Origin of the sequence: Kribbella sp. NPDC051936 (genome assembly GCF_040680955.1) — a bacterium.
In the GTDB taxonomy this organism is placed as follows: domain Bacteria; phylum Actinomycetota; class Actinomycetes; order Propionibacteriales; family Kribbellaceae; genus Kribbella.
The window spans coordinates 227,000-245,229 of record NZ_JBFAXS010000008.1 but is presented as its reverse complement, the minus strand read 5'-3'; the positions used below and the strand labels follow the sequence as shown (position 1 = coordinate 245,229).

Here is an 18,230-nt window from a genome sequence, read left to right as displayed (position 1 = left end):
GCGACCTCAGTATGTGACTGATTAACCTCGCAGAGCCATTGCGGCGGCATCAAGTTACCGACCCGCTGATCGTAAGACGGTTGTCCCAGATATTGAGACACGGGCGAGCCTAACTTGACCCGGTCGCCGGTTGTCGGCGAATAATGCCTACATGCGATCGATTCTCCTCGTACTTGTGCGGCGCGCCGACTGACGCGACCACAGAGTCGAGCGCGCCCCTTCAGCCAACCCGGCGGAAGGGGTTTTTTGTTGCCAATGCGACTATCTGCGACCCAGTAGCGCGGCGGGAACGACCACGAGCGAGGATGGATCGGTCGCGAGCAGTGCAGCTTTTTTGGGCAAAACCGCGTGACTGACTGAGGGAAGGCACTCATGAGTGAGCAGCTGACCGGGGCACAGGCTCTGATCCGCGCACTGGAACATGCCGGCGTCGACACCGTCTTCGGCATCCCGGGTGGCGCGATCCTCCCGGCGTACGACCCGATGCTCGACTCGACCCAGATCCGCCACATCCTGGTACGTCACGAGCAGGGCGCCGGCCACGCCGCCCAGGGGTACGCCGCGGCGTCCGGCAAGGTCGGCGTCTGTATGGCCACCTCGGGACCGGGCGCGACGAACCTCGTCACCCCGATCGCCGACGCGTACATGGACTCGGTGCCGCTGGTGGCGATCACCGGTCAGGTCGCGAGCGCCGCGATCGGCACCGACGCCTTCCAGGAGGCCGACATCCGCGGCATCACGATGCCGATCACCAAGCACAACTTCCTGGTCAACGACCCGGACGAGATCGCCACCACGATCGCAGAGGCCTTCCACATCGCCTCCACCGGCCGGCCCGGCCCGGTGCTGGTCGACGTGACCAAGGACGCGATGCAGACCAAGGGCGTCGACTTCCAGTGGCCGACCGAGCTCTCGCTGCCCGGCTACCGGCCGGTGACCCGCCCGCACCCCAAGCAGGTGCGTGAGGCGGCCCGCCTGATCGCCGCGGCCGAGAAGCCGGTGCTGTACGTCGGCGGCGGCGTGATCCGTGCGCAGGCCAGCGCCGAGCTCAAGGAGCTCGCCGAGCTGCTCGGCATCCCCGTCGTCACCACGCTGATGGCCCGCGGCGCCCTGCCGGACACCCACGAGCTGCACTTCGGGATGCCCGGCATGCACGGCTCGGTGTCCGCCGTCGGCGCGCTGCAGCGGTCCGACCTGCTGGTCTGCCTCGGGGCCCGCTTCGACGACCGCGTGACCGGCCGGCTCGACTCGTTCGCGCCCGAGGCGAAGGTCATCCACGCCGACATCGACCCGGCCGAGATCGGCAAGAACCGCGCCGCCGACGTGCCGATCGTCGGCGACTGCAAGCAGGTCATCACCGACCTGATCGCGGCGCTGCGCACCGAGATCGCGAACACCGGCCGCACCCCGTCGTACGACGCGTGGCGCAAGCAGCTCGACGCGGTCCGTGCGCGCTACCCGCTCGGGTACGACGAGCCCGAGGACGGCACGCTGTCGCCGCAGCACGTGATCAAGCGGATCGGCGAGATCGCCGGACCGGACGCCGTCTACACCGCGGGCGTCGGCCAGCACCAGATGTGGTCCGCGCACTTCCTGCCCTTCGAGAAGCCCGGCCACTGGCTGAACTCCGGCGGTCTCGGCACCATGGGGTACGCGGTGCCGGCCGCGATGGGCGCCAAGGTCGCGCGGCCGGACAAGACCGTCTGGGCGATCGACGGCGACGGCTGCTTCCAGATGACCAACCAGGAGCTCGTCACCTGCGCGCTCGAGGGCATCCCGATCAAGGTTGCCGTGATCAACAACCAGTCGCTGGGGATGGTCCGGCAGTGGCAGACGCTGTTCTACGACAAGCGCTACTCCAACACCGACCTGCACTCGGCCCGGATCCCGGACTTCGCCAAGCTCGCCGAGGCGATGGGCGGCGTCGGGCTGCGCTGCTCGGACAAGGACTCGGTCGACGCGACGATCGAGAAGGCGATGGCGGTCAACGACGCGCCCGTGGTCGTCGACTTCGTGGTGCACCGCGACGCGATGGTGTGGCCGATGGTCGCCGCCGGCGTCAGCAACGACGAGATCCAGATCGCCCGCGACATGGCCCCGACCTGGGACAGCGAGGAACTGTGATGAGTAAGCACACTTTGTCGATCCTGGTCGAGAACAAGCACGGTGTGCTCGCCCGGGTGGCGGCGCTGATCTCGCGTCGCGGGTTCAACATCGACTCCCTCGCGGTCGGTCCGACCGAGCACCCCGAGGTGTCCCGGATGACCATCGCGGTCAGCGTGGACGAGCAGCCTCTGGAGCAGATCACCAAGCAGCTCAACAAGCTCGTCAACGTGATCAAGATCGTCGAACTCGAGCCAACGCAGACCGTCCAGCGCGAACTGCTGCTGGTCAAGGTCAAGGCGGACACCCTGACCCGCGGACAGGTGCTGGAGACCGTCCAGCTGTTCCGTGCGAAGGTGGTCGACGTGGCGCCGGACGCGATCACCATCGAGGCGACCGGCAATCCCGAGAAGCTCGAAGCCATGCTCCGGGTGCTGGAACCGTTCGGCGTCCGCGAGCTGGTGCAGTCCGGCATGGTGGCGATCGGCCGGGGCAGCCGCTCCATCTCCGACCGCACCCTGCGACCGGTCCCGGTGCCGCCGCCGCACGTCCAGTCCGGACCCCCGAACGTGCAGGCGCGACCCGCTGATCGCCAGCCTTCGCACCCGGTACCGGCGCCGCCGCCGGGCCGTACCGCCGCCGCCGTACCGAATCAACACTAAGGAGAAGTGCCCGAAGTGGCTGCTGAAATGTTCTACGACGACAACGCCGACCTGTCGGTGATCCAGGGCCGGCACGTGGCCGTGCTCGGCTACGGCTCCCAGGGCCACGCCCACGCGCTCTCGCTGCGCGACTCCGGCGTCGACGTCCGCGTCGGCCTGCCCGAGGGCTCGAAGAGCCGCGCCAAGGCCGAGGCCCAGGGCCTGCGGGTCGTCACGCCGGCCGAGGCCTGCGAGGAGGCCGACGTGATCGTCGTCCTGGCGCCGGACCCGGCCCAGCGCAAGCTCTACACCGAGGCCATCGAGCCGAACCTGGTCGACGGCGACGCGCTGGTCTTCGGTCACGGCTTCAACATCCGGTTCGGCTACATCAAGCCGCCGGCGGGTGTCGACGTGTTCATGGTCGCCCCGAAGGGCCCGGGTCACCTGGTCCGCCGTGAGTACTCCGAGGGCCGCGGCGTCCCGGTGCTGGTCGCGGTCGAGCAGGACGCCACCGGCAAGGCCTGGGACCTGGCCCTGTCGTACGCCAAGGGCATCGGCGGCCTGCGCGCCGGCGGTATCAAGACCACCTTCACCGAGGAGACCGAGACCGACCTGTTCGGTGAGCAGGCGGTCCTCTGCGGTGGCGTGTCGGCGCTGATCCAGGCCGGCTTCGAGACGCTGACCGAGGCCGGCTACCAGCCCGAGGTCGCGTACTTCGAGTGCCTGCACGAGCTCAAGCTGATCGTCGACCTGATCTACGAAGGCGGCATCGCCAAGCAGCGCTGGTCGGTCTCCGACACCGCCGAGTACGGCGACTACGTGTCCGGCCCGCGGATCATCGACGCGTCGGTGAAGGCCCGGATGAAGGAGGTCCTCGGCGACATCACCGACGGCACCTTCGCGGCCCGCTTCATCGCCGACCAGGACGCCGGCGCGCCGGAGTTCGCCGAGTTCCGCAAGCAGAGCGAGGCGCACCCGATCGAGGCCGTCGGCAAGGAGCTGCGCGGCCTGATGGCGTGGGTCAAGTCCCACGACGAGGACTACGTCGAGGGCAGCGCCGCCCGCTGACGAACACGCAGTGCAGGGCCCGGACCATCCAGGTGGTGGTCCGGGCCCTTTTCTTTGGCACAATCAGTGAGGGGTTCGTTGTGAGCGGGTGATGGGGGAGGTTTCCTATGGACGGTCGCGAGCTGCCGCGACCGCCGCGGCGGGTTCCGGCAGGCGCCGGGACGCTCACGCAGATGGAGACCCCGCGCCGCCCGGCCCACCCGTCCGAGCCGCAGCCGCGCCGCCCGTGGATCTTCGGCCGGGTCCTGGCCGGGTTCGTAGTCCTGCTGGTGATCGTCGCGGGCGGAGCCGGCGCGGGCTGGTACATCCGGCAGCAGACCCTCCGCATCGACACCGCCGCGGTGCTGGCGTCGGCCGGCCCGGCCGTCGTCCGGGTGCTCGCGACCACGTGCGCCGGCACCGGTGAGGCGTCCGGCGTCCTGATCGACAACGGGCGGATCCTGACCGCCACCTCGGCGGTCGACCAGCCGAAGTCCATCGTCGTGATGGCGCCGGACGGCCGGATCCGGCGCGCCAACCTGCTCGCCACCAGCGCGGATGGCGTCGCGATCCTGCAGTCGATCGGCTTCGACGAGTCGCCGCTGCGGCTGCCGAAGGCGGACCCCGACCCGAAGGCCGAACGCGCACTGGTCGGCTACACGGCCGCGGGCAAGCAGGTCGTCAACGCGGTCGGGTCGGAGGCCGACCCCGAGGCGCTGAGCCAGTTCATGAACGCGGCCAAGCTCGGCGGCCCGGTCGTCAGCAAGTCCGGCGAGCTCGTCGGACTGGTCACCGGCGACACCGTCCAGGCCAGCACGATCGTCGCGCTCAGCAAGCTCCGCGGATACGTCGCCCAGGCGCCGTCCGGCGTCACGGTCGGGACTCTCGGGGACTGTGCGCAGTCCCGCGGTCCGCAGGGCGCCATCGCGCCGGAGCTGCAGGTCGCCGGTACGCCGCTCGCACAGGAGGCGCGGCAGTTGCTCGCCGGCTATCTGACGCTGGAGAACCAGCAGGACTTCGCGGCGCTGCAGGCGCTGTACTCGCCGAAGTACGCCAAAGGCATGACCGAGGCCGTGGACCGGAACAAGCACCAGACCACGTACTTCTTCAACCCGCGAATCACCGACCTGGCGCCGGACGGGTCCTCGGTCCGGATGGCGTACAACGTGATGTACTCGCCCGAAGCGAAGGGCGCCGGCGGCCAGAACTGCAGCCGGCTGGACACGAGGTTCTCCCTGGTCAGGTCGCGTGGCAAGCTGGTCATCGATGCCACCAAGGCGTTGGGAGGCTCACCCGCCTGCGACACGAACTGACCGGCATCCGGGTGCCCGCGCGGGCCGCGCGACCGACGCGGTACCATCGACTCAGCGGGCACAGCGCGGTGCTCTGTTCTTGATGAGCCCCTACCGCTTCTGCAGGAGATTCCTCCATGACTGACGTAACCCGGCCCGTCGTCCTGATCGCCGAAGAGCTCAGCCCGGCCACCGTCGAGGCGCTCGGCCCCGACTTCGAGATCCGGCACACCAACGGCGCCGACCGCGCCGAGCTGCTCCCGGCCATCGCCGACGTCGACGCCATCCTGATCCGCAGCGCCACCAAGGTGGACGCCGAGGCACTCGCCGCCGCCAAGCGCCTGAAGGTCGTCGCCCGGGCCGGTGTCGGCCTCGACAACGTGGACGTGAAGGCTGCCACCCAGGCCGGGGTGATGGTCGTGAACGCGCCGACCTCCAACATCGTCAGCGCCGCCGAGCTCGCGGTCGCGCTGCTGCTCGCCTCCGCGCGCCGGGTCCCGGCCGCGAACGAGTCGCTGAAGAAGGGCGAGTGGAAGCGCAGCAAGTACTCGGGTGTCGAGCTGTTCGAGAAGACCGTCGGCATCGTCGGCCTCGGCAAGATCGGCGTCCTGGTCGCGCAGCGGCTGGCCGCCTTCGGCATGAACGTGATCGCCTACGACCCGTACGTGCAGGCCGGCCGGGCCGCGCAGATGGGCGTCCGGCTCGCGACCCTGGACGAGCTGCTGGCGACCAGTGACTTCATCTCGGTGCACCTGCCGAAGACCCCGGAGACCATCGGCCTGATCGGCGACGAGCAGCTGCACAAGGTCAAGCCCGAGGTCGTCATCGTGAACGCGGCCCGCGGCGGCATCGTCGACGAGCAGGCGCTTTACTCTGCTCTGAAGGAAGGGCGGGTGGCCGGCGCCGGCCTGGACGTGTTCGCGAGCGAGCCGTGCACGGACTCGCCGCTGTTCGAGTTCGAGAACGTCGTCGTCACGCCGCACCTCGGCGCGTCCACCGACGAGGCGCAGGAGAAGGCCGGGATCGCGGTCGCGAAGTCGGTCCGGCTCGCGCTGTCGGGCGAGCTGGTGCCGGACGCGGTCAACGTCCAGGGCGGCGTGATCGCCGAGGACGTCCGGCCCGGTATCGCGCTGACCGAGAAGCTCGGCCGGATCTTCACCGCCCTGGCCGGCGGCGTCGCGCAGCAGCTCGACGTCGAGGTCCGCGGCGAGATCACGCAGTACGACGTGAAGGTGCTCGAGCTCGCCGCGCTCAAGGGTGTGTTCGCCGACGTCGTCGAGGACAACGTCTCGTACGTGAACGCGCCGCTGCTGGCCGCCGAGCGGGGCCTCGAGGTCCGGCTCGTCACCGACCACGACAGCCCCGAGCACCGCAACCTGATCACGCTGCGCGGCACGCTCGCCGACGGCGCCCAGGTGTCGGTGTCCGGCACGCTGGTCGGCGTCCGGCAGTCGGAGCGGCTGGTCGAGATCGACGGGTTCGACCTGGAGGTCGAGCTGTCCGCGCACCTGGCCTTCCTCACCTACGAGGACCGGCCGGGCATCGTCGGCCAGATCGGCCGGATCCTCGGCGACGCGGACGTGAACATCGCCGGCATGCAGGTCAGCCGGGACCGCAAGGGCGGCAAGGCGCTGGTCGCGCTGTCGGTCGACTCGAAGATCGACCCGGCCGTCCTCGACGACATCAGCGCCGCCGTACAGGCCGACACCGCGCGCACGGTCGACCTCGAGGCGTGATTCACCCCAACGGCTGATTTACTGAAGGCGGTCAGCCGCCCGCAGGCGCATGGCGGCTGACAAGGGCCCGAGCTCCATAGCTCGGGCCCGCTTCATTTCCGCGCCCGCGCTCACCCCACGGCGGCGGCCGCCCCGCAGTGCCGTTTGAGTGGTTAACCTCCGATCTGGTCCCTTCACCCGCTGCATGCGAGGCGGGAAGGGGCGTTTTCGGAGGTTAACCACTCAAACGGCCAGGGTGGAGGCGGGTGTGGAGCGGGGGTCCGCGGACGGGCTCTAGTGGCGGGTGGCGAGGAGGACGGCGGCGTCGGGGGCGACCATCACCTCGACGGTGGTGAAGCGCTTGTCCATCAGCCATTCCTGGCGAAGCGTGTCGACGCGGCCCTCGTACATCGGCGGCCAGACGGCCGATGGGGTGAAGTCGTCGAGTACGACGAAACCGCCCGGCTCGACGACGTCCGCGATCACGTCGCGGGCGGACAGCTTCGCCTCGCGCGCGTCCACGAACAGCAGCGCGAACGGCCCGCGCTCGATCAGCGCCGTCCAGTCGGCCGAGACGACCTCGATCCGCTCGTCGGCGGCGAACAGCTCCGCGACCGCCTGCGCGAGCTGCGGATCGCTTTCCGCGGTGACGATGTTGGTGCCCTCACCCGCGCCGCTGCGCAGCCACGCCGAGCCGACGCCGCAGCCGGTCCCGAGCTCACCGAGCAGGCCGGTCTTCGAGGCCGCGAGGGCGGCGAGCAACCGGCCGGTCTCGTTCCTGGTGGAGCTGACGAACCCGCGCCGGCCGGACAGGCTGAGGGCCGCCGATACCAGCGGCGGCAGTTCTGGAGGAGCACTCACCGGGTGAGAGTCGCACAGGTCCGGTCCAGCGCCCGCACTGCGATCTCAGATATCGGGACAACCTGCCCGCATGGTGGAGGAATAGTCGGATGTGCGAGTAAATTCGTGCGCATCCTGCCGCCCGCGACATCCTTGGGAGGAGCAGCATGTACGAGATGTATCCAGCCAACTGGCCCGCGATCGACGCCCGCGAGCGCAAGGCGACCCGGCGTCGCCGCACCGCCCGTCCGGCCGGTGACGAGGTCAAGGCTGTCCAAGAGGCCATGAACCGCCGCGACAATGGGGGAGAACCCAAGAAGTGAGCGAGAACAAGAACTTCACGCTGGCCGTCGTCCCGGGTGACGGGATTGGACCGGAGGTCACCACCGAGGCCCTGAAGGTCCTCGACGCGGTAGCCGCGCAGCACGGCGTGACGTTCGAGCGGACCGAGTACGACCTCGGCGCGAAGCGCTGGCACGCCACCGGTGAGACGCTGCCGGACGCCGAGCTGGAGGCGATCCGCGGGCACGACGCGATCCTGCTCGGCGCGGTCGGCGACCCGAGCGTCCCGTCCGGCGTCCTCGAGCGCGGTCTGCTGCTCAAGCTCCGGTTCACCCTCGACCACTACGTGAACCTGCGGCCCTCGAAGATCTACCCGTCCGTCGGCTCCCCGCTGGCGAACCCGGGTGCGGTGGACTTCGTCGTCGTCCGCGAGGGCACCGAGGGCCCGTACGTCGGCAACGGCGGCGCGCTCCGCGTCGGCACCCCGGCCGAGATCGCCACCGAGGTGTCGGTCAACACGGCGTACGGCGTCGAGCGGGTCGTCCGCGACGCGTTCGCCCGCGCCCAGGCCCGCCCGCGCAAGAAGCTCACGCTCGTACACAAGAACAACGTGCTCGTGCACGCCGGCCACCTCTGGAAGCGGACCGTCGACAAGGTCGCCGAGGAGTTCCCGGAGATCGCCGTCGACTACCTGCACGTGGACGCCGCGACGATCTTCCTGGTCACCGACCCGGCGCGCTTCGACGTGATCGTCACCGACAACCTGTTCGGCGACATCATCACCGACCTGGCGGCCGCGATCAGCGGCGGGATCGGGCTGGCCGCGAGCGGCAACATCAACCCGGACCGGACCGCGCCGAGCATGTTCGAGCCGGTGCACGGCTCCGCGCCGGACATCGCCGGCCAGCAGAAGGCCGACCCGACCGCGGCGATCCTGTCCGCGGCGCTGCTGCTCGAGCACCTCGGCCTGACCGAGGCGGCCCGCGCGATCGAGGCGGCCGTCGAGGCGGACATCGAGGAGCGCACCGGCGCCGCCCGCAGTACGTCCGAGATCGGCGACGCGATCGCCAAGCGCGCAGCCGGCTGAAGGGCGACACTCGCATGACCACTTGGCCTAGAGGTACGGTGCGCTTATGAGCGCCGATCTGCAGTTCACCGTTGAGCCCGACACCCAACCGGCCAGCGACGACCAGCGCGCCCAGATCCTGGCGAACCCGGGATTCGGGCAGTACTTCACCGACCACATGGCGATCGCCACCTGGACGGCCGAGAAGGGCTGGCACGACGCACGGATCACCGCCTTCGGACCGCTGGAGCTGTCTCCGGCGACCTCGGTGTTCCACTACGCCCAGACGATCTTCGAGGGGATGAAGGCCTACCGGCATCCCGACGACTCGATCCACCTGTTCCGTCCCGAGGCCAACGCGGTCCGGTTCCAGCGCTCCGCGCACCGGCTCGCGCTGCCCGAGCTGCCGACCGCGGCGTTCCTCGACTCGCTGCACAAGCTGGTCGAGATCGACAAGGCCTGGGTGCCGGGCGGCGGCGAGACCTCGCTGTACCTGCGGCCGTTCATGTTCGGCTCGGACCCGTTCCTCGGCGTCCGCCCGTCGGCCCAGGTCACGTATTGCGTGATCGCCTCGCCGGCCGGGTCGTACTTCGCGAACGGCGTGAAGCCGGTCCGGATCTGGCTCAGCGAGGAGTACACCCGCGCGGCCCCCGGCGGCACCGGCGCGGCGAAGACCGGCGGCAACTACGCCTCCTCGCTGCTCGCCCAGGCCGAGGCGATCGAGCAGGGCTGTGACCAGGTCGCGTTCCTCGACGCGGTCGAGAAGAAGTGGGTCGAGGAGCTCGGCGGGATGAACCTGTACTTCGTCCTCGACGACAACTCGGTCGTCACGCCGGAGCTGTCCGGCACAATCCTCGAGGGCGTCACCCGGGACTCGATCCTGAAGCTGGTCACCGACCTCGGCTACACGGTCACCGAGCGCAAGATCTCGGTCGACGAGTGGCGTGCCGGCGCGGAGTCCGGCAAGGTGCGCGAGGTGTTCGCCTGCGGCACCGCCGCGGTCGTCACCCCGGTCGCGTCGCTGAAGTGGAAGGACGGCGAGACCCGGATCGGCGACGGCGACGGCGGCCCGGTCACCGCGGCCGTCCGCACCGCCCTCCTCGACGTCCAGTACGGCCGCGCGGCCGACCCGCACGGCTGGATGACCCGCATCGCCTGACTTTCCACCACGACGTCCGAAGATCCCCTCGGGTTCTTCGGACGTTGTGTTTTTTCGATAGGGTCGGGCGGTATGAGCGGCTTCCCGGACGAGGTTGAGGCGTACTACGCGGAGCTGGGCGAGCGGCGTGGGTGGTCCGGGGAGACCGTCGCCGCGATCCGGTCGACCGTCGAGCTGATCCGGGACCTGGATCGTGGGACGGCGTCGCGGACGTACGGCGCGGCCGTCGACGACTACGGCACTGACTGGCTCTACGAGGCCGTCTGGCACGAGCGCGAATGGGTCGTCGTCCGGCAGCTCGGCGTCGGTGAGGACGGCGAGGTCACGCGGTACTGGTGGCAGCGACTGGAAGACGACGAGGGGATGCTCACCGACCGGTCCCTCGACCGCGACGACTGGGGCCTGCGGCCGCTCACCCGCGAGGACTTCTACACCGCCTGGGACGACCCGGGCTGGTCCCTCACCGCCTGAACTCCGGCCTGCCGCCGCCCTTGGCTCGCACGACGGGACGGGACTCGTTCGAGCGGATAACCCTTCGTGTTGGGGGTTCTTCGTTCTCACGCCAGCGAAGAACCCCCAACACGAGCGGTTATCCGCTGGTGCGACGGATGTCGCGGTGGTGGGTGGGACCGGCAGGGAGTGCTGCACTGGGGCGGGCGCTGGAGTACTGGTCGGCGTACTGAATGTTCGTGATGCGAGACGGGGACCTCATGGTCCGGACATTGTGTGGCAGACTGCAAAACGTCATGAAGCACTATCGGGTGATTATTTCCTAGGCGCGCTCAGCAAGCTGTACCTGAGCGCGCAGACCTCTCGCACCTTGCGGGAGGTTTTTTGTTTGCCTGACAACCCCTCCGGAAGGCCGGCCCATGAGCATCTCGGACGATTTCCACGTCTACGACACCACCTTGCGCGACGGTGCGCAGCAGGAGGGTCTGGCGCTGTCCGTGGCCGACAAGATCGCCATCGCGCAGTACCTGGACGAGCTGGGGGTCGGATTCATCGAGGGCGGCTGGCCGGGCGCCGTCCCCAAGGACACCGAGTTCTTCGAGCGGGCGAAGACCGAGCTGCACCTGCGGAACGCGACGTTCGCGGCGTTCGGGGCGACCTGCAAGCCGGGGTCGGCGGCCGCCGACGACCCGCAAGTGGCCGCGTTGCGGGAGTCGGGGGCCGCCGTGGTCACGCTCGTTGCCAAGAGCCACGACGCGCATGTCGAGCGGGCCCTGCGCACGACGCTCGACGAGAACCTGCGGATGGTCGCCGACACCGTCCAGCACCTCCGGGAGAACGGCCAGCGGGTCTTCCTCGACACCGAACACTTCTTCGACGGCTATCGCGCGAACCGCGCCTACGCGCTCGAGGTGGTACGAGTAGCCGCCGAGGCCGGCGCCGACGTCGTCGCGCTGTGCGACACCAACGGCGGGACCCTGCCGCGGGAGCTGCAGGACGTCGTCCGCGATGTCCTCGCCTCGACCGGGGCCCGGCTCGGCATCCACGCCCACAACGACGGCGGTTGCGCGGTGGCGAACTCGATCGCCGCCGTCGAGGCCGGCGTCACGCACGTCCAGGGCACGATCAACGGGTACGGCGAGCGCACCGGCAACGCCGACCTGCTGGCGATCGTCGCCAACCTCGAACTCAAGCGGGACATGCGACTCCTCCCGCCCGGCAACCTCGCGGACTCGTTCCGGATCGCGCACGCGATCGCCGAGGTGACGAACGTGCCGCCGTCGACCCGGCAGCCGTACGTCGGGCTGTCCGCGTTCGCCCACAAGGCGGGCCTGCACGCCAGCGCGATCAAGGTCGACCCGGACCTCTACCAGCACACAGATCCGGCTCGCGTGGGCAACGACATGCGCATGCTGGTCTCCGAGATGGCCGGCCGGGCGAGCGTCGAGCTGAAGGGCCGGGAGCTCGGTTTCGACCTCGGCAACGACCGTGAGCTGGTCAGCCGGGTGACCGAGCGGGTGAAGGACCTGGAGGCCCGCGGGTACACGTTCGAGGCGGCCGACGCGTCGTTCTCGCTGCTGCTCACCGAGGAGGTCGACGGCAAGCGGCCGAGCTTCTTCGACGTCGAGTCGTGGCGGGTGATCACCGAGTCGCGCGCCGACGGCGAGGCGGTGTCGGAGTCGACGGTGAAGCTGGTCGCGGGCGGCGAGCGGGAGGTCGTCACCGGCGAGGGCAACGGGCCGGTCAACGCGCTCGACCACGCACTGCGGGCCGCGATCGAGCGCGCGTACCCGGTGGTGAACAAGTTCGACCTCGTCGACTACAAGGTCCGCATCCTCGACCAGGGCCACGGGACGGACGCGGTGATCCGGGTGCTGATCGAGACCGCTGACGGCGAGGGCTCTTGGGTGACGGTCGGCGTCGGCCACAACATCGTCGAGGCGTCCTGGGAGGCGCTCGTCGACGGCGTCACCTTCGGTCTGCTCCGCCACAAGGAGGTCGCGCGATGAGCCTGGTCGCGGTGGAACGCGCCGTCACCACCTTCTCGGCGCAGGTCGTCGAGGTCGAGGGACTGCTGGCGCGGGTCGCCGTACTGCTGAACCCGTACGACGTCCGTGAGCTGTCGCTGTCGCTGGACGACGGCACGCTCCGGATCGTCGTCGAGGGCAACGGTTTCGACGCCGACCGGGTCGCCGCCCGGCTGGAGAAGGTGATCGGCGTCCTCGAGGTGTCCATCAGTTCCAACTGAGCAGTTCAAACTGGACAGTTCACGATCGAGCGGCATCCGGATCCCGAGGACGGCCGCCGGCAGGTGGTGTCGCTGCTGACCACGGCCGGTCGGCATCGCCTGCAGGGAGACCGCAAGGTGCGGCAGGAGTGGCTGGCGCGTACGTCGCAAGACCACTGCACGGAGGGCGAGCGGCAGGAGATCATCAAGGCGCTTGCACTGCTGGATCACGCGATCGACGCGGCGAGCGGCCGTTGACCGGTTGGGCCTCCGGGGCGGTCCCGCGGTGACGTCAGCTGTAACGCCGCCCGACCTCTTCGGCCCGCGGCCGCTCTACCTGATCGCCACCAGGCTCGTCGGCGTCGCCGGTCTGGTCGGTGCGCTGGCCCCGACCTCGGTGTAGTCGTCGCCTCGCGGGTTCGCGGCGTACGAACACGGCTACCGCGTCACGCTCGCCACTGACGCTATGACCGACCTGTCGGCCGACGCCCACGAGACCTCGCTCACCCGGATCTTGGCGAAACCGGCGCGACGGCGGAGATCCTCGCCCTGCTCGGCTGACATTTCGCGTTTTCGTTGCCTGGCCGGAGGTGACCGGGCTAGCGTCGCGATCAGGTCGAGCGTAGGAGGGGATTCATGCCGCTGACTGATGGCGAACAGGCGCAGATCGAGCAGGCCAACACGTCCGGCAAGCAACCCGTGGTGTTCGTTCACGGTCTCTGGTTGCTCTCCAGCAGCTGGGACCGCTGGCGCCGGCTGTTCGAGGAGAACGGCTACACCACCGTCGCGCCGGGCTGGCCGGACGACCCGGAGACGGTGGCCGAGGCCCGCGAGCACCCTGAGGCGTTCGCGCACAAGATGGTCCAGGCGGTCACCGACCACTACCTGGACGCGATCGGGCGGCTGGATCGCAAGCCCGCCGTCGTGGGGCATTCGTTCGGTGGACTGATCGCGCAGAAGATCGCCGGCGAGGGCGCGGCGGCCGTCACGGTCGCGATCGATCCCGCGCCGGGGCGCGGTGTGCTGCCGTTGCCGCCGTCCGCGCTGAAGGCCGGCTCGCCAGTGCTGGGGAACCCGGCGAACGCGCGGCGGTCGGTGACGCTGACATTCGACGAGTTCAAGTACGGCTGGGCGAACAGCCTCGACGAGCAGGAGGCCCGGCAGCTGTACGACGAGTTCCACGTGGCGGCGTCCGGCGTACCGATCTTCCAGGCGGCTGTCGCCAACCTGAACCCGTTCAGCGAGACCAAGGTCGACTTCAAGGCGGCGAACCGGGGGCCGATCCTGCTGATCTCGGGAGAGAAGGACCACACGGTACCGCACGCGATGACCTACGCGGCCTATAAACGGCACACGAAGAACCCCGGCGTCACCGAGTTCGTCGAGCTCCCGGGCCGCGGCCACTCGCTGGTGATCGACAACGGCTGGGAACAGGTCGCCCGCACCGCACTCGACTTCGTCCACAAGTACGCCTGAGGTGGAAGGCCCGCGGGGCGGCGAGTTGCGCCGCGGGCCTTCCGGTCTCGGTGGGTCGCCCGGTCGGTCGGGTGTCAGTCCCAGCTGAGTCCGCCGGCGGACTGGTACTCGATGACGCGGGTCTCGAAGAAGTTCTTCTCCTTCTTCAGGTCCATCACCTCTGACATCCATCCGAAGGGGTTCCGCGTTTCACCGAAGATCGGTTCGAGACCGATTTGTTCCGCTCTGCGGTCGGTGACGAAGTGCATGTACTGCTCGCAGAGGTCCGCGGTCAGGCCGAGCATGCCGTTCGGCATCGTGGCCCGGCCGTAGGCGACCTCCAGCTCGCACGCCTCGGTCAGCATCTGCCGGACCTCGGCCTGGAACGCGGCCGTCCACAGGTGCGGGTTCTCCTGTTTGATCTGGTTGATGCAGTCGATGCCGAAGTTCAGGTGGATCGACTCGTCGCGCAGGATGTACTGGTACTGCTCGGCGATGCCGACCATCTTGTTCCGCCGGCCGAGCGACAGGATCTGCGCGAACCCGGTGTAGAACCACATCCCTTCGAACACCACGTAGAACGCGATCAGGTCGCGCAGGAACGCGGTGTCCGCCGCGGGTGTCCCGGTGCGGAAGTCCGGATCCTCCAGATGCCGGGTGTACTTCAGCGCCCAGGCGTCCTTGTCGGCGATCGACGGGACCTCCCGGTACATGTTGAACAGCTCGCCCTCGTCGAGACCGAGTGACGTGCAGATGTACTGGAAGGTGTGCGTGTGCACGGCCTCCTCGAACGCCTGGCGGAGCAGGTACTGCCGGCACTCGGGGTTGCTCAGCTGGCGGTAGACCGCGAGCACGATGTTGTTCGCAACCAAGGACTCAGCCGTGGCGAAGAATCCCAGGTTGCGCTTGAGCATCAGCCGCTCGTCCTCGGTGAGGCCGTCCTTCGACTTCCAGAGCGAGATGTCGGCCTGCATGGAGACCTCGGTAGGCATCCAGTGGTTGTTGCAGGCGGCAAGGTACTTCTCCCAGGCCCATGTGTACTTCAACGGCAGCAGCTGGTTGACGTCCGCGCGCGAGTTGATCATCGCCTTGTCGGCAACTTCCACCCTTGCAGCTCCAACCGAAATGGTGCTCACTGGCAGGCCTCGCAGTCCGGGTCGTCGAGGGAGCAGACCGCTCCGGTGGGTTCAGGGAGTGCTACCGGTACGGCGTTCAGCCGGCCGTCGGTGCCTTGCAGGGTGGACTTCTCCACGTGGGTCGCTGACTGGGAACGCAGGTAATAAGTCGTCTTGAGTCCATAACGCCAAGCTGACCGGTAAAGCTCGTCGAGCGCGCGGCCCGACGGTTGCGCCATGTACAGGTTCAGCGACTGTGCCTGGTCGATCCACTTCTGCCGCCGCGACGCCGCCTTCACCAGCCAGTGCGGATCGATCTCGAAGGCCGTCGCGTACAGCTCGCGCAGGTCCGCCGGGATCCGCTCGATCCGGGCGAGCACGCCGTCGTGGTACTTCAGGTCCGACACCATCACCTGGTCCCACAGCCCGCGGGCCTTCAGATCGGCGACCAGGTACGGGTTCGCGACGGTGAACTCACCGGACATGTTCGACTTCACGAACAGGTTGCTGTACGTCGGTTCGATCGACTGGCTCACGCCGCAGATGTTGGAGATCGTCGCGGTCGGCGCGATCGCCATGACGTTGGAGTTGCGCAGGCCGTCGCGCAGGACCTTCGCACGCAGCGCGTCCCAGTCCAGCTGTGTGCTCCGGTCGATGATCACGTCGCCGTCGCGCGCGGTGTGCAGCAGGTCGAGCGAGTCGATCGGCAGGATCCCGAGGCTCCACAGCGATCCGTCGTACGACGAGTAGCGGCCACGCTCGGCGGCCAGCGCGCTCGAGGCCTCGATCGCGTGGTAGCTGATCTGCTCCATCGACCGGTCCGCGAACTCGACCGCCGCGTCCGACGCGTACGGGATGCGCAGCGTGAACAGCGCGTCGGCGAATCCCATCAGGCCGAGGCCGACCGGGCGGTGCCGCTGGTTGGCGCGCTCCGATTCCGGGGTGGTGTAGAAGTTCACGTCGATGACGTTGTCGAGCATCCGCACCGCGGTCTTTACAGTGTCCCGCAGCAGGTCGGCGTCGAGCCCGTCCTCGGTGAGATGAGCGACCAGGTTGACCGAGCCGAGGTTGCAGACCGCGGTCTCGTCGACGGTGGTGTTCAGGGTGATCTCGGTGCACAGGTTCGACGAGTGGACGACGCCGTCGTGCTGCTGCGGCGAGCGCAGGTTGCAGGCGTCCTTGAAGGTGATCCACGGATGCCCGGTCTCGAACAGCACGGTCAGCATCCGCCGCCACAGGTCGACCGCCTTGACCCGCTTGAACACCCGGATCTCGCCGCGGTCCGCCGCCTCCTCGTACCGCACGTAGGCCGCGGCGAACGCCGCGCCGTACAGATCGTGCAGATCCGGCACCTCGTCCGGCGAGAACAACGTCCACTCGCCCCCGGCCTCGACCCGCTGCATGAACAGATCCGGCACCCAGTTGGCCGTGTTCATGTCATGCGTCCGCCGCCGCTCGTCCCCGGTGTTCTTCCGCAGCTCGAGAAACTCCTCGACATCGATGTGCCACGTCTCCAGATACGCACAGACCGCGCCCTTTCGGCGTCCGCCCTGATTCACGGCTACTGCCGTGTCGTTGGCTACCTTCAGGAAGGGGACGACGCCTTGGGACTCGCCGTTGGTGCCGCGGATGTGGGCGCCGATGCCGCGGACCGGGGTCCAGTCGTTGCCGAGGCCGCCGGAGTACTTGGCGAGGAGGGCGTTGTTGCGGATGCCGGTGAAGATGCCGGACAGGTCGTCGTCAACGGTGGTGAGGAAGCAGGACGACAACTGGGGCCGCGTGGTGCCGGAGTTGAAGAGGGTCGGCGTCGAGGACATGAAGCGGAACGAGCTGAGCAGTTCGTAGAACTCGATCGCCCGCGCGTCGCGGTTGTCCTCGCGCAGCGCCATCCCCATCGCTACCCGGAGGAAGAACGCCTGCGGCAACTCGTAGCGCACTTTGCCGAGGTGCAACAGGTAGCGGTCGTACAGGGTCTGCAGGCTGAGGAAGGTGAAGTTCAGATCGGCGTCGGGCTTGATCGCCGCCGCGAGCCGGTCGAGGTCGAAGCGGCCGAGCTCGGGGTCGAGCTGCCCGGCGTCGATGCCGACCTGGATGTAGCGCGGGAAGTAGTCGGCGTACGCCGTGGTCATGTCGGCTTGGCTGGCCTGACGGGGCTCGCCGTGGACGCGGCCGAGCGCCTCGCGGCGGATCTGGTCCAGCAGCAGGCGGGACGCGGCGTAGCTGTACTGCGGCTCGGTCTCGACAGAAGCTCGGGCGGCCATCACGAGGGCGAGCTCGACCTCGTGCTCGGCGATGCCGTCGTAGCAGGCGCCGAGCGTCTCGTTCAGGATCTTGTCGGGGTCGACGGCGTCGAGTCCGGCGGCGGCCTCGGCGACGACAACCCGGAGCCGGTCGACGTCGAGCGCCGCCCGGCTGCCGTCGGCCGCGCGGACGGTGAGCGGCGGGGGCTCGGTGACACCCGCCGCGTCGGCGGGAGTGCGCGCCTTGGTCCGCTCCTCGCGATACAGGACGTAGGCGCGGGCGACCTGGTGCTCGCCGGCGCGCATCAGCGCCAGCTCGACCTGGTCCTGGATGTCTTCGACCTGCACGCTGCGGGCGCTGGCGCCGCGGCTGGTCAGGGCGGTGACGACCCGGCCGGTCAGGTCGGTCACCAGACCGCGGACCCGGTGCGTGCCGCCGGCCTCGGAGCCCTCGACGGCGAGGAAGGCCTTGGTCATGGCGACGGAGATCTTGGTGGCGTCGAACGGCGTGCTGCTGCCGTCGCGGCGGATGACGGTGAGCTCCGTCCGGAGGTCTGCGGTGGCCGCAGCCGATGAGGAAGCAATGGTCACAGGTGTG

15 protein-coding genes and 1 pseudogene are annotated in these 18,230 nt (G+C 69.0%); 13 read left to right on the top strand and 3 right to left on the bottom strand.

Going from position 1 to position 18,230, the window contains the following annotated elements; translation table 11 throughout:
- The first annotated feature begins 372 nt into the window (after nucleotides 1-372).
- The 5 genes and pseudogenes from AB0L64_RS28650 to serA all read left to right on the top strand — a co-directional run bounded on the left by AB0L64_RS28650 (nucleotide 373) and on the right by serA (nucleotide 6,819).
- The gene (locus tag AB0L64_RS28650) at nucleotides 373-2,124 is read left to right on the top strand and encodes an acetolactate synthase large subunit (RefSeq protein WP_363714944.1); all 1,752 of its coding nucleotides are present in this window, start codon (nucleotides 373-375) and stop codon (nucleotides 2,122-2,124) included.
- Nucleotides 2,124-2,627, top strand: a pseudogene (gene ilvN / locus AB0L64_RS28645) (acetolactate synthase small subunit); the annotation flags it as partial. The gene AB0L64_RS28650 and the pseudogene ilvN, both read left to right, overlap by 1 nt.
- 165 nt (nucleotides 2,628-2,792) lie before the next feature.
- Nucleotides 2,793-3,812 (top strand): ketol-acid reductoisomerase, encoded by a 1,020-nt coding sequence (ilvC, locus tag AB0L64_RS28640; RefSeq protein WP_359930900.1) that lies wholly within the window; start codon nucleotides 2,793-2,795, stop codon nucleotides 3,810-3,812.
- A gap of 107 nt (nucleotides 3,813-3,919) precedes the next feature.
- Entirely contained in the window at nucleotides 3,920-5,104 is a 1,185-nt protein-coding gene (locus tag AB0L64_RS28635; RefSeq protein WP_363714942.1) for a trypsin-like peptidase domain-containing protein, read from the top strand.
- Between the two features lie 116 nt (nucleotides 5,105-5,220).
- Nucleotides 5,221-6,819 carry a phosphoglycerate dehydrogenase gene (gene serA / locus AB0L64_RS28630; protein WP_363714940.1) on the top strand — a complete coding sequence of 533 codons (1,599 nt, stop codon included), beginning with the start codon at nucleotides 5,221-5,223 and terminating at the stop codon, nucleotides 6,817-6,819.
- Between the two features lie 273 nt (nucleotides 6,820-7,092).
- On the opposite strand, the gene AB0L64_RS28625 is transcribed toward serA, so the two are convergent.
- A complete protein-coding gene (locus tag AB0L64_RS28625) occupies nucleotides 7,093-7,659 on the bottom strand; it encodes a class I SAM-dependent methyltransferase (protein ID WP_363714938.1) in 567 nt (188 codons plus the stop codon).
- 146 nt (nucleotides 7,660-7,805) lie between these two features.
- Here AB0L64_RS28625 and AB0L64_RS28620 point away from each other — a divergent pair, with 146 nt between their 5' ends.
- From AB0L64_RS28620 to AB0L64_RS28585, 8 genes are all read left to right on the top strand, one after another.
- Complete coding sequence (locus tag AB0L64_RS28620) at nucleotides 7,806-7,961, top strand: hypothetical protein (protein ID WP_355483346.1); 156 nt, start codon at nucleotides 7,806-7,808, stop codon at nucleotides 7,959-7,961.
- The gene (locus AB0L64_RS28615) at nucleotides 7,958-9,007 is read left to right on the top strand and encodes a 3-isopropylmalate dehydrogenase (RefSeq protein ID WP_355699138.1); all 1,050 of its coding nucleotides are present in this window, start codon (nucleotides 7,958-7,960) and stop codon (nucleotides 9,005-9,007) included. Before AB0L64_RS28620 ends, AB0L64_RS28615 begins: the two co-directional genes overlap by 4 nt.
- Nucleotides 9,008-9,053: 46 nt before the next feature.
- Complete coding sequence (locus tag AB0L64_RS28610) at nucleotides 9,054-10,145, top strand: branched-chain amino acid aminotransferase (RefSeq protein ID WP_363714935.1); 1,092 nt, start codon at nucleotides 9,054-9,056, stop codon at nucleotides 10,143-10,145.
- Nucleotides 10,146-10,217: 72 nt separating this feature from the next.
- Nucleotides 10,218-10,616 (top strand): hypothetical protein, encoded by a 399-nt coding sequence (locus tag AB0L64_RS28605; protein WP_359930445.1) that lies wholly within the window; start codon nucleotides 10,218-10,220, stop codon nucleotides 10,614-10,616.
- A 398-nt stretch (nucleotides 10,617-11,014) separates the two neighbouring features.
- Nucleotides 11,015-12,604 (top strand): citramalate synthase, encoded by a 1,590-nt coding sequence (gene cimA, locus AB0L64_RS28600; RefSeq protein WP_363714933.1) that lies wholly within the window; start codon nucleotides 11,015-11,017, stop codon nucleotides 12,602-12,604.
- The gene (locus AB0L64_RS28595; protein ID WP_363714931.1) at nucleotides 12,601-12,843 is read left to right on the top strand and encodes a hypothetical protein; all 243 of its coding nucleotides are present in this window, start codon (nucleotides 12,601-12,603) and stop codon (nucleotides 12,841-12,843) included. The genes cimA and AB0L64_RS28595 overlap by 4 nt, the downstream gene beginning before the upstream one ends.
- 63 nt (nucleotides 12,844-12,906) lie before the next feature.
- A complete protein-coding gene (locus tag AB0L64_RS28590) occupies nucleotides 12,907-13,080 on the top strand; it encodes a hypothetical protein (protein WP_363714928.1) in 174 nt (57 codons plus the stop codon).
- A gap of 378 nt (nucleotides 13,081-13,458) precedes the next feature.
- Entirely contained in the window at nucleotides 13,459-14,298 is an 840-nt protein-coding gene (locus tag AB0L64_RS28585) for an alpha/beta hydrolase (protein WP_363714926.1), read from the top strand.
- Nucleotides 14,299-14,372: 74 nt separating this feature from the next.
- On the opposite strand, the gene AB0L64_RS28580 is transcribed toward AB0L64_RS28585, so the two are convergent.
- Both AB0L64_RS28580 and AB0L64_RS28575 read right to left on the bottom strand, forming a co-directional pair.
- Nucleotides 14,373-15,449 carry a ribonucleotide-diphosphate reductase subunit beta gene (locus AB0L64_RS28580; protein ID WP_363715536.1) on the bottom strand — a complete coding sequence of 359 codons (1,077 nt, stop codon included), beginning with the start codon at nucleotides 15,447-15,449 and terminating at the stop codon, nucleotides 14,373-14,375.
- The gene (locus tag AB0L64_RS28575) at nucleotides 15,410-18,223 is read right to left on the bottom strand and encodes a ribonucleoside-diphosphate reductase subunit alpha (protein ID WP_363714924.1); all 2,814 of its coding nucleotides are present in this window, start codon (nucleotides 18,221-18,223) and stop codon (nucleotides 15,410-15,412) included. Before AB0L64_RS28575 ends, AB0L64_RS28580 begins: the two co-directional genes overlap by 40 nt.
- Nucleotides 18,224-18,230 lie beyond the last annotated feature (7 nt).

Coding starts and splice junctions, on each gene's coding strand:
- AB0L64_RS28585 (WP_363714926.1), top strand. CDS start 13,459: ATGCCGCTGACTGATGGCGAACAGGCGCAGATCGAGCAGGCCAACACG.
- serA (WP_363714940.1), top strand. CDS start 5,221: ATGACTGACGTAACCCGGCCCGTCGTCCTGATCGCCGAAGAGCTCAGC.
- AB0L64_RS28635 (WP_363714942.1), top strand. CDS start 3,920: ATGGACGGTCGCGAGCTGCCGCGACCGCCGCGGCGGGTTCCGGCAGGC.
- AB0L64_RS28610 (WP_363714935.1), top strand. CDS start 9,054: ATGAGCGCCGATCTGCAGTTCACCGTTGAGCCCGACACCCAACCGGCC.
- AB0L64_RS28595 (WP_363714931.1), top strand. CDS start 12,601: ATGAGCCTGGTCGCGGTGGAACGCGCCGTCACCACCTTCTCGGCGCAG.
- cimA (WP_363714933.1), top strand. CDS start 11,015: ATGAGCATCTCGGACGATTTCCACGTCTACGACACCACCTTGCGCGAC.
- AB0L64_RS28605 (WP_359930445.1), top strand. CDS start 10,218: ATGAGCGGCTTCCCGGACGAGGTTGAGGCGTACTACGCGGAGCTGGGC.
- ilvC (WP_359930900.1), top strand. CDS start 2,793: ATGTTCTACGACGACAACGCCGACCTGTCGGTGATCCAGGGCCGGCAC.
- AB0L64_RS28650 (WP_363714944.1), top strand. CDS start 373: ATGAGTGAGCAGCTGACCGGGGCACAGGCTCTGATCCGCGCACTGGAA.
- AB0L64_RS28620 (WP_355483346.1), top strand. CDS start 7,806: ATGTACGAGATGTATCCAGCCAACTGGCCCGCGATCGACGCCCGCGAG.